The following is an 11,148-nucleotide window of genomic DNA, read 5'->3' on the forward strand; positions in this document are numbered from 1 at the left end:
CGAGCGAGGGTTCACGCCCACCCCTCGCTCGGCGCTCGGGCTCGGACCAAGAAGATCACTCGCACTCAGTGTCAGTCGTCGTCGATGGCGGCGAGAACCGCGGCCGAGAGCCGGTCGGGGCGAACGCAGAGGATTGACAGGCATAGCACGCTTCGAGCGAGTTCGTGGCTGTCGAACCAGAACCACTCGCAGGCTTCGGCGCGGAGCGCGATTCTCTCGACGCTCTCCTCAACGCCGCAGCCGGTCAGCCAGCCCATTGACTGCCATGCGTGCAACCGGCTGTAGGCACCGAACACGCCGCGGCCGTAGACGCTTCCGCCCCGGGCAGCGTTGAACAGTCCCCGGAGAGCATCGGTGCTCGACATCGGACGGAACGTCGCGGCGTGACCTTCGACGTTGCCCAGGAGACTCTGCGGGAACGCCGGCAGCCAGTCGAGTCCGTGGCGCGCGACGGTCAGGGGGCGGTCGAACACGAACGCGGCAGCATCGGCGTCGCCGTTCGACTCGGCCTGCCACTGACGGACCGCGGCGAACGCGCGGCTGCCGGCCGCCGCACGACCCAACTCGACGGGTCGCGGGGGCGGGTCCGACAACGTTCGCGATGTCGCTTGCTGCGCGGCCGTAACCTGCCATCCCTGGTTCACGAGCAGTCCGGCCTCGATCGCATGTCGTTCGAGCGGCAGCCACGCGAGCGGATGGCCGCGTTCGCGCATCGCGGCAACGTGATCCGCGACCGCTCGGCCCCCGGGCGTGCAATCGCGCAGAACGAGTTCGTGGATCAGGCACGACTTCCACTCGAACGCATCCAGCCCCTTCGGGATGCGGGCGGAAATCCGCTGCGAAGCTGTCCAATTCGCGGCCCGCTGGGCAACTTGCTCCCGGAGGGCCGCAACCTGCCGCTGTCGGTAGTGCCGCCAGTTCCCCAAGAACGCCGCTGTGTTGAGCGTGTCGCCGTACTTTCGTGCCGGCGGTGCAGCCGGGTCGAAGGCGACCGGAGTCTCTGGCGTTGTCGGAAACAGGTGCCGGTAGCGCGTGAGCATCCGGGCTGCCGGGAGAAGATCCCACGCCTCTCGCATCGCGCCGCTCTCGTAAACCTGGAACCCCCACGCCGGGACTTCGTCCCACCGCCTGAGCGAGTGCAGAAGCGGCACCAGTTGCGGCACCCCGCGGAGCGCGGTTGCGAGCGACGGTTCGTCGTGCTCGTCGAACCAGTCCGCGAGCGCCAGCGCCGGGGTCGTCTCGGCGGGGTTCGCCACCGCGGCCAGGAACAGCGCCTCGTCCTCGGTCATCGCCGCCCTCCACTCGGATTCGATAGACGGATGGATGTCGGGTGGACCGGGTTCGCTGCCCGCGATTGTACCCTCCGGGCGGTTCGCGCTTGGACGGCCGCGGGCGGCTGGTACAATTGACTTCCTCACCGCAACGAACATCAGGATTCGTTCATGCACCCCGCCCCGCACCTGTCCCGCCGCGACGTCCTCGCCCGCTGCGGCCTCGGCATCGGTTCGCTCGCGCTCGCAGATTTGCTCGCACGCACTGGGCTCCTCGCGGCGGATCAGACGGCCGGGTCGCCGCTCGCCGCACGGTCGCCGCACTTCGCCCCCAAGGCGAAGCGCGTGCTGCACATCTTCCCGGAGGGCGGCCCGAGCCACGTCGACACGTTCGACCCCAAGCCGGCGCTCGACAAGTACCACGGCAAGCTCGCGCAGGAGGTGTACGCCGACTACATCAAGAACGCCCCCGCCAGCGCCACCGACATGGGCCGCCTCAGCGGCAAGCTCCAGCGGTCCGCGTTCAAGTTCGGCAAGCACGGCCAGAGCGGCACCGAGGTCAGCGAGCTGTTCCCGATGCTCGCCAAGCACGTCGACGACCTGTGCGTCGTGCGGTCGATGTTCACCAAGAGCAGCGTCCACGAGCCGGCCCAACTGCTCATGAGCACCGGCGAGGCGACCCTCGTGCGGCCGAGCATGGGGAGCTGGGTCACCTACGGCCTCGGCACGGTGAACCAGAACCTGCCGGCGTTCGTGGGCCTCGCGCCGTCGGGAACCACGGCGAGCGGCGAGAAGCACTGGTCGGCCGCGTTCCTGCCGGGCTGGTCGCAGGGCACCGGCATCGCGACCCGCAACGCGACCGCCGAGAAGATGCTCGACAACATCCGCAGCGGGAGCACGTCGCTCCGCGAGCAGCGGCGGCAGCTCGACCTGCTGAGGGCGATGAACGGCGACTTCGCCGACCGCCGCGGCCCCGGCGACGACGCCCTCGACGGCCGCATCCAGGCGTTCGAGACCGCGTTCCGCATGCAGGTCGAGGCCCAGGAGGCGTTCGACATCGCCCGCGAGCCGCAGAAGGTCCGCGACCTGTACGGCGACACCGAGCAGGGCCGGCAACTGCTCCTGGCCCGGCGGCTGCTGGAGCGCGGCGTGCGGTACGTGCAGGCGTGGCACACCGGGTGGGACACGCACGACTTCAACGACGAGAGCCACCGCAAGCTCGCCCTCGCCGCCGACCAGCCCCTCGCGGCCCTGATGACCGACCTGAAGCGGCTCGGGATGCTCGACGACACGCTCGTGCTGTGGGCCGGCGAGTTCGGCCGCACCCCGACCACCGACAACAACGACGTGGCGACCAAGAAGAGCATCGGCCGCGACCACAACGCGGGCGGGTTCACCGTGTGGATGGCCGGCGGCGGCACGAAGGGCGGGCTCGTCCACGGCAGCACCGACGAGTTCGGCGCGATCGCGTCGCAGGACCGCGTCGAGGTCCACGACCTGCACGCGACGATGCTCCACCTGCTCGGGTTCGACCACACGAACCTGACGTACCGCCACGCCGGCCGCGACTTCCGCCTCACCGACGTCCACGGGCACGTCGTCAAGGCGCTACTGAAGTAAAGCCGGGCCGTCATCCAACACACCAAGACAGTTAATCCACAGATTACGCAGAAGACACAGATTGGAAGACAGACACCGGGGAGCAGAATTCGGGTCCGCCGTCTGTTCTTAAAATCTGTGTCCTCTGCGAAATCTGTGGATCAACTGGATTATTCGGTCCCACCACCATGCTCCGCACACTCCCCGCCCTCGTCGCCCTGTCGCTCGTTCCCGGTCCGGCCGCCGCAGCGGATGTCGCGCCGACGCCCGAGCAGGTCGCGTTCTTCGAGAACAAGGTCCGGCCGGTCCTCGTCGAGCACTGCTACTCGTGCCACGGCGAGAAGAAGGACAAGGGCGGGCTCCGGCTCGACACCCGCGCCGCCACCCTCAAGGGCGGCGACACCGGCCCCGCGGTCGTCCCCGGCAACCCGGACAAGTCACTGCTCGTGCGGGCCGTGAAGTTCACCGACCCGCACCTCCAGATGCCCCCCAAGGGGAAGCTCGCGCAGGCGCAGATCGACGCGCTCGCCGAGTGGGTCAAGCAGGGCGCGCCCGACCCGCGGACCGATGCCGGCACCGCGTCCGCCGACCCCTACGACTTCAAAAAGGTCATGGCCGGCGTGCCGACGCACTGGGCGTTCCGGACGGTCGCGGTGCCGAAGGTGCCCGAGGTGCAGAGCCCGCAGGCCGCCCGCACCGACGTCGATCGGTTCCTCCTCGCGAAGCTCGCCGAGAAGGGGCTCGCGTTCGCGCAGCCGGCCGACAAGCGGACGCTGATCCGCCGCGCGACGTTCGACCTGCACGGGCTGCCGCCGACGCCGGACGAGGTCGAGGCGTTCGAGAGGGACATGCGGCCCGACGCCTACGAGCAGCTCGTCGACCGGCTGCTCGCGAGCCCGCGGTACGGCGAGCGGTGGGGCCGGCACTGGCTCGACGTGGCCCGGTACGCCGACAACCAGGGCGGCATCTTCGGCGGCCAGGGGGTGTACCCGCACGCCTGGACGTACCGCGATTACGTGATCCGCGCGTTCAACGCCGACCTCCCGTTCGACCGGTTCGTGACCGAGCAGCTCGCCGCCGACCTGCTCCCGGCCAAGCCCGGCGACAACCGGCACCTCGCCGCGCTCGGGTTCCTCACCGTGGGCCGCAAGCCCAACGGGAACGTGGACGACGACGTGATCGACGACCGCATCGACACCCTCTCCCGCGGGCTCCTCGGCCTCACCGCCGGGTGCGCCCGGTGCCACGACCACAAGCTCGAACCGATCGCCACCGCCGACTACTACGGCCTGTACGCCGTCTTCAAGAGCACCAAAGACCCCGACGTGCTCCCCGTGCTGGAGCCGCAGGAGAACACGCCCGATGCGGTGAAGTACCGGGCCGACAGCGGGAAGGCCCGCACCGCGGCCGCTGAAGCGCACGCCCGCATCACCGCCCTGACGCTCACCGACGTGCGGGGCCGGGTCGGCGACTACCTGCTGACGGTCCACGAGGCCGGCGGCAAGAGCGTGTACCAGAACCCGAAGGCCAAGGACGACGTCGTCAAGAAGAAGCTCCACGAGTACCTGCACAACACGGTCGCCGGCGCGTGGGCCGCGTGGGTGAAGGGGAACCCGGCCGTGTTCGGGCCGTGGGAGGAGTTCGCGAAGCTCCCGGCCGCCGAGTTCGCCGCCAAGGCCAAGCCGCTCGCCGCGGCGTTCGCCGCCAACGCCGACAAGAAGCTGAACCCGCTCGTCGCGAAGGCGTTCGCGGGGCCGCCGCCCGAGTCGCTCGCCGACGCCGCGAAGCGGTACTCGGAGCTGTTCGACGGCGTCCACAAGGCGTGGCACGCGAAGGCCCCGGGCGACCTCGCGAAGCTCGCCAAACCCGAGGACGCCGACGCCACCGCGACCGGTGCGCAGCTCGGCACCAACGTCATCGCCCGGTACTACGCGCTCGAACAGGCGCTCGCGCTCGACGACGCCGACGCGGAGAAGGTGCGGAAACTGCTCGTCGATCCGAAGTCGCCGTTCGCGCCGCCGGCCAACCAGTTCGGCGGCTCGCGGCTGTACGCGAAGGCGGCGCAGGACGAGATCAACAAGGTGACGCAGGCGGTCGCGGCGCTCGACGCGCACCCCGGTGCACCGGCCCGCGCCATGGTGGTGCAGGAGGCGCAGCCGCACAACGGGAAGGTGTTCGTCCGCGGGAACCCGCGGACCCCGGGCGCACCGGCCCCGCGGGCGTTCTTCTCCGCACTCGCCGGCCCGGACCGCAAGCCGTTCCCGGCGACCAATAGCGGCCGGCTCGAACTCGCCCAGGCCATCACCGACCGGGCCAACCCGCTCACCGCCCGCGTGTTCGTGAACCGCGTCTGGGGCTGGCACTTCGGCCGCGGGATCGTCGGCACCGCCAGCGACTTCGGGTTCCGCGGCGACCGGCCGACGCACCCGGAACTGCTCGACTTCCTCGCGGCGAAGTTCGTCGCCGACGGGTGGTCGGTGAAGAAGCTCCACAAGCTCGTCATGACCTCGGCCGCGTACCGCCAGTCGTCCCGCTCGGCCGACGCGCTCGCCGCCGGGGCGAAGACCGACCCGGAGAACCGGCTGCTCTGGAAGATGCCGGTGCGGAAGCTGGAGTTCGAGGCGTACCGCGACTCGATCCTCGCCGTGTCCGGGCGGCTCGACGGCACCCGTGGGGGCAAGCCCCGCGACGTGGCGCAGCCCGCGACCCTCTCCCGCACCGTGTATGCGTTCGTGGACCGCAAGACGCTGCCGAACCTGTTCCGGAGCTTCGACTTCCCGGACCCGAACTTCTCGACCGGCGCGCGCACCAGCACCACGCTCCCGCCGCAGGCGCTGTTCCTGATGAACAGCCCGTTCGTGCTCGACAACGCCAAGGCGCTCGCGGCCGCCGCGAAGCCCGCGAGCGCCGCCGACCGGCCCGCCGCGGTCCAGAAACTGTACCGGGCGGCGCTCCAGCGCCCGGCCACGCCGGCCGAGGTGTCGCGGGCGCTCGCGTTCCTCGACTCGTACCCGCCCAACGACGTCGTCGTCCCCGAGGCGACGACCTGGAGCTACGGGTACGCCGACTACGACGACGCGGCGAAGAAGGTGACCGCGTTCACCCCGCTCGCGTTCGCCGGGAACGTCGTGAAAGGGGTGAAGCTCGCGGGCGTCGATCTCACGGGCCTGGAGATCGGCCCCGACGGCGGGAGGGCCACGAAGGTGCGGGCCGCGTGCCGCCGGTGGACCGCCCCCGAGGACGGGAAGATCGACGTCGCCGCCGAACTGAGCCACACCGCCCCGGCCGGCGACGGGGTCCTGTGCCGGATCGTGTCGAGCCGGACCGGGCTGCTCGGCGAGTGGACCGCCGCGAACGACAGCGTGCCCACGAAACTCAAGGCCGTGGAGGTCAAGAAGGGCGACGCGCTCGACTTCCTGACGTTCTCCAAGGCCGACCCGGCCGGGAACGCGTTCCGGTGGGCGCCCACGATCACGATGCCCGAGCGGCAGATGGCGGCGCTGCCCGGCACGATGATGAAGTGGGACGCGAAGACGCACTTCCTCGACACGTCGAAGCTCCCCGCTCCGCTCGGCCCGTGGGAAGAACTGGCGCAGGTGTTGCTGCTCTCGAACGAGTTCGCCGCCGCGGAGTGACCACCACGCCGACCGGCAAATACGGCGGCGGTGCCGGCGAAGTACAAGCAGCGCCCCCGGTGGCTCTGGGAATAAAACCGTCGAGATCTGCCGGAGGCGGTTGGCGGGCCGCCACGGAGGGCGGCCCCTACGATCCTTTTTGCCTTTGTTCTGTAGGGGCCGCCCTCCGTGGCGGCCCGCGTGAGGCGAAAGGTTCCAACACCGCGCCCCCCGGTCCGCCCGCACACCCCGAAGAGGTTCACCCGATGTTCACGGCCCCGGTCCTCGCACTGCTGATCGCCGCGCAGGGCGACGCCCACACCCTCCAGTGGAAGCTCAAGGAGGGCGACGTCTTCTACAACAAGTCGTCCGTGATCATGGACCAGAAGATCGAGGTCCTGGGCCAGAAGGTCGAGCAGAAGATGGGCATCAAGTCGGTGCTCAAGTTCAAGGTGAAGTCGGTGAAGGCCGGCGAGACGGTGGTCGAGATGACCTACGTCGAGATGACCGTCGACGCGCCGAACCTTCCCGGGGCCAACGCCGCCGGGAACCTCAAGGGGGTCACGTTCACCGCCACGCTCAGCGACAAATTGGAGGTGACCAAGCTCGACGGGTACGAGAAGTTCCTCGACGCGGTCGTCGGCGAGGGGGCGGCCGAGCGGAAGATGATGAAGGCGATGATGCCGCAGGCGGCCGTGAAGCAGATGTTCGCGCAGACGTTCCTGGCCGGCCCCGCCAAGCCGGTCGCGGTCGGCGGCACCTGGGACCGCACGACCGCGGTCGCGATGGGCGCGATGGGGAACGTCGAGACGAAGGAGAAGTACACGCTCGACGCCGTGAAGGGCGACCTGGCCACCCTCTCGGCCAAGGGCGACCTGAAGTTCAAGCCGGGCGACGACAACGGCGACTCGGGCCTCCCGTTCAAGATCACCGCGGCCGACCTCAAGGCCGACAAGTACGCCGCGACGCACACGTTCAACATGAAGGCCGGCCGCGTGACCGAGTCGAAGATCGAGATGGACCTGTCCGGCACCATGTCGATCGAGGCGATGGGCCAGACCGTGGACGCCAAGCTCACGATGAAGATGAAGACCGTCGGCGTCATCACCGACAAGAACCCGGTCGTGGACTGACACCAGATCCGGGTGATCGGTAGCCGTGGCGGACTCTTGCCTTCCCCCTGGTGGGGAGGGTGGCGAGGCTCTGCGAGCCGGGTGGGGGGAAACGCCTCGACACGTCATAAGGTGTCACTCCTCACCCGCCGCTCGAGGACTCGCGGCACCCTCTCCCGCAAGGGGAGAGGGGAAGAGAGACACCACGGGTGCGGATTAATCGTATTTGGCCTGACCCCGCCCCCGCTCGGTGACCGCGTCTTCCCCCCGCCCTTATAATGCCCGCATGGGACCGGGGCAGGGGAAGGTGATGTCACAGGATCTGATCGTTGGGTCGGCCGCGTGGTTGCTGTCTGTTCCGCCCGCCCGCGCGGTCGCTGTCACGCACGCACCCGTCGCGGCGCAGCCCGCGTCCCCCGCCGAACTCACCCGTGCGGCGCTCGACAGGCCGGTCGGCTTCGAGCCGCTCCGCCGCGCGCTGACCCCCGACGACCGCGTCACCGTCGTGGTTGATTCCGGCGTGGCACAGGTCGTTCCCGTCGTCGAAGCGGTGCTCGCGTACCTGCGGGACGCGGGCGTCGCGCTCGGGTCCGTCACGCTCCTCACGCCGCCCGAGGTACCCGCCGACTGGGCGGCCGCGCTCGCCGTCGAGTTCGCCCCGGTGCGGCGCGAGGCCCACGACCCGGCCGACCGGAAGCGGCTCGCGTACGTCGGGTCCACGGTCGACGCCCGGCGCATCTACTTGAACCGCACGCTCGCCGACGGCGACTTCACCGTCGTCGTCAGCGGCCGCGGGTACGACCCGCTCGCGGGGTACGCCGGGGCCGAGTGCGCCATCTTCCCGGCGCTCGGCGACGCCGAGAACCGGGCCGCGTACCAGGGTCAGGTGTCGATCGACGCCCCGGGCGAGGCCCCGTGGCCCGTCCGCGAGGAGGCCACCGAGGTCGTCGCTTTGCTCGGGATGCCGTTCTTCGTTCAGGTGATCGCCGGGGCCGGCGACGCGGTGCAGGACGTGATCGGCGGGCTACCGACCAGTTCCGCCGAGGGGGTCCGCCGCCAGGACGCTCGCTGGGCCGGCACCGTGGCCGAGGAGCCCGACACGGTCGTCGCGGCGGTGTCCGGCGACCCGGCGCAGACGACGTTCCTCGACCTCGCGAAGGCGCTGGTGTGTGCGGCCCGGGTCGCCCCGCAGGGGAGCCGCATCGCGCTGCTGACCGCCGCCGCGCCCGAGCTTGGAGCCGGGGCCGCGATGCTCCGCTCGATGGCCGCGCCGTCGGGCGCGAAGCGGCGGCTCGCGCGGCTCAAGCCGGCCGACTGGTCCGCGGCGCGGCTCTGGGCCTACGTCACGCGGACGTACAGCGTGTTCCTCGCGAGCGGCTACCCCGACGACGTCGCCGAGAGCCTGTTCACCACCCCGCTCCACACGCCGGACGAGGTGCAGCGGCTCATAGACGGCGGCGAGAAGGTGCTGCTCGTCCCCGACGCGCACAAGACGCTGCTGACACTCGCCTGACGCCCACGGGTCGCGACCCGTGGGTTTGGAGACGTTGCATGACGCCACCCGACTACGCCGCCGCCGTTTCCAGCGCCGCACTGTTCGACACGGCCGCCGCGGGGAAGCTGCTGCTCACCGGCGACGACGCGCCGATGTTCCTGGGCAACCTCTCGACGAACGACACGAAGAACCTGCCGCTCGGCGGCGGGTGCGAGGCGTACCTGTGCGACTCGCGGGCGAAGGTGCAGTTCGCGGTGTGGATCTACCACGTCCTGCTCGCCGACCGCCGGCACGCGATGTGGGTCGAGACCACCGCCGGCCGCGGCGCCGACCTCGCGAAGTACCTCGACCGCTACCTCATCTCGGAGCAGGTCGAGATCACCGACGTCACCGACCAGTTCGCCCAGTTCCACCTCGCCGGGCCGCACGCCGCCGAAGTGTTGGCGAAGGCGCTCGGCGAGCCGGTGCCCGAGTTGCCCGAGTTCGCGCACACCGAGCGGACGTTTGGTGCCAACGCAACGTGCAACGTTCGCCGCCGCGACCTGCTCGGCGTGCCGGGGTTCGATCTCGTGTGCCTGAAGGAGCGGGCCGACGGCGTCCGCGGGTTGCTCGTTGCCGCAGGGGCGGTGCCGGGAACGGCCGAGACGTTCGAGACGCTCCGAATCGAGGCCGGCACGCCGCTGTTCGGCCCGGACATCGACGCGAACCGGTTCGTGATGGAGGTCGGCCGCGCGCCGCGGGCGGTAAGCTACTCGAAGGGGTGCTACCTCGGCCAGGAGCCGATCGTGATGGCCCGCGACCGGGCCGGGCACGTCAACCGTGCGTTCCTCGGCCTGAAAGTCCTCGACGGCGGCCCGCTCCCGGCCGGCGCGAAGGTGTTCCGCGACGGGCAGGAGGTCGGCGTTGTGACATCGAGTTGTCACTCGCCGCGGCTGGGAGTGCCGGTGGCGCTGGCGTACCTGCGGTGGAAGCACCAGGAGCCCGGCACGAAGATGGAGGCCGAGACCCCAACCGGCCGCCAACCCGTCGAGGTGACCGGGCTGCCGCCGGTGGCGGGATGAGTCGAGAGTCGAGAGGGGGCGTTGGAGATTACCTCCGGCCGGACCGTTCGGCGTGGACCGACTCGCGGGACCTGGCTTGGTACTCGGGCAGGCGACCGAATTCTGCCAGGCGGCGGTGGATCCGATCCTGGAGGTCGCTTGACCGTAGAGCGATCCCCTCCCGGTCCGTGGTGCACTTCGCCGCCGGCATGAAGTAGTCGTTGACCATGTTCGGGAGCCAACGGTAGAGGAAGTCGAACAGTGGGATCGGGGCGGGCTCACCGCCCTCGAACTGATCCGCCAGGAGCTCCGCCTCTTCGCGGGTGGACCAGAAGGGCATGACCGACCACTCGCCCGTCTCCCCCGAGTCCCAGTTCGCGAAGCCCCGCGTCATGCGGATGCCCCACACGACCTCGCTGTCGGCGACCTCTCGAACGAATCGCAAGAGGTTTGCTTCGTGGTCGGTGGGGTCTGCCAAGGTCGACTCCCGATTTGGCGCCGGCTGCCTCGCTCACCCGCGGTTCTTGATGATCATGACCTGGATGATCATCTTGGCCTCGTCGTCGTCGATTTCGAGGGCGGACTGGAGCTTCTCGATCAGCTCCTTCTCGTCGTCCTCGACGGCCCCGTCGGCGAGGACGATGTCGACCGCGTTGGCGAACGCCGGGCCGCGGAGCCGCTCGGGCAGGGCGGGGGCGCACTTCTCGACCAGCGCGTCCGGCCCGCCCTTCTTGAGCACCTTCAGCAGCGTGTCCATCAGCTTGTTGAACTTGTCGGGCGTGAAGCTCGAAAACAGCTTCATCCGCTCGATCGCGCCCCACAGCCCGCGGGCCTCCTCCTCGGAGATGTGCCCGTCGGCCGCGGCCGCCGCCAGCAGCACGCCCGCGAACCCCTCGTGGGGGCCGAACGTGGTCTTGTTCTCCCCGCCCCCGAACATGTCGAACAGGCCCATGGCCGTCTCCTGTGTGCCTCGCGTGCCACAGATTCTCCGCCACGCCCCGGAGGCTGTCAAGCAGC

8 protein-coding genes are annotated in these 11,148 nt (G+C 70.1%); 5 read left to right on the top strand and 3 right to left on the bottom strand.

The window, feature by feature from the left end; all coding sequences use genetic code 11:
• Positions 1 to 71 precede the first annotated feature (71 nt).
• Complete coding sequence (locus ACTIGN_RS17930) at positions 72 to 1,289, bottom strand: DUF6183 family protein (protein WP_439626274.1); 1,218 nt, start codon at positions 1,287 to 1,289, stop codon at positions 72 to 74.
• 153 nt (positions 1,290 to 1,442) lie between these two features.
• On the opposite strand from ACTIGN_RS17930, the gene ACTIGN_RS17935 reads away from it, so the two are divergent.
• The 5 genes from ACTIGN_RS17935 (at position 1,443) to ACTIGN_RS17955 (ending at position 10,152) form a co-directional block, all read left to right on the top strand.
• Positions 1,443 to 2,891: a DUF1501 domain-containing protein gene (locus ACTIGN_RS17935; RefSeq protein WP_439626276.1), complete on the top strand. Its 1,449-nt coding sequence runs from the start codon at positions 1,443 to 1,445 to the stop codon at positions 2,889 to 2,891.
• A gap of 167 nt (positions 2,892 to 3,058) precedes the next feature.
• A complete protein-coding gene (locus tag ACTIGN_RS17940) occupies positions 3,059 to 6,505 on the top strand; it encodes a PSD1 and planctomycete cytochrome C domain-containing protein (protein ID WP_439626278.1) in 3,447 nt (1,148 codons plus the stop codon).
• Between the two features lie 245 nt (positions 6,506 to 6,750).
• Positions 6,751 to 7,617 carry a DUF6263 family protein gene (locus ACTIGN_RS17945; RefSeq protein WP_439626280.1) on the top strand — a complete coding sequence of 289 codons (867 nt, stop codon included), beginning with the start codon at positions 6,751 to 6,753 and terminating at the stop codon, positions 7,615 to 7,617.
• A gap of 289 nt (positions 7,618 to 7,906) precedes the next feature.
• Positions 7,907 to 9,109, top strand: a complete 1,203-nt coding sequence (locus ACTIGN_RS17950) for a lactate racemase domain-containing protein (protein ID WP_439626282.1) — start codon at positions 7,907 to 7,909, stop codon at positions 9,107 to 9,109.
• Between the two features lie 38 nt (positions 9,110 to 9,147).
• A complete protein-coding gene (locus ACTIGN_RS17955; protein WP_439626284.1) occupies positions 9,148 to 10,152 on the top strand; it encodes a glycine cleavage T C-terminal barrel domain-containing protein in 1,005 nt (334 codons plus the stop codon).
• 28 nt (positions 10,153 to 10,180) lie between these two features.
• On the opposite strand, the gene ACTIGN_RS17960 is transcribed toward ACTIGN_RS17955, so the two are convergent.
• Positions 10,181 to 10,576, bottom strand: a complete 396-nt coding sequence (locus tag ACTIGN_RS17960) for a DUF2750 domain-containing protein (protein WP_439626285.1) — start codon at positions 10,574 to 10,576, stop codon at positions 10,181 to 10,183.
• A gap of 66 nt (positions 10,577 to 10,642) precedes the next feature.
• Positions 10,643 to 11,083, bottom strand: a complete 441-nt coding sequence (locus ACTIGN_RS17965; protein ID WP_439626287.1) for a tellurite resistance TerB family protein — start codon at positions 11,081 to 11,083, stop codon at positions 10,643 to 10,645.
• Between the last annotated feature and the right edge of the window lie 65 nt (positions 11,084 to 11,148).

Source organism: Gemmata sp. (assembly GCF_051859125.1).
In the GTDB taxonomy this organism is placed as follows: Bacteria; Planctomycetota; Planctomycetia; order Gemmatales; family Gemmataceae; genus Gemmata.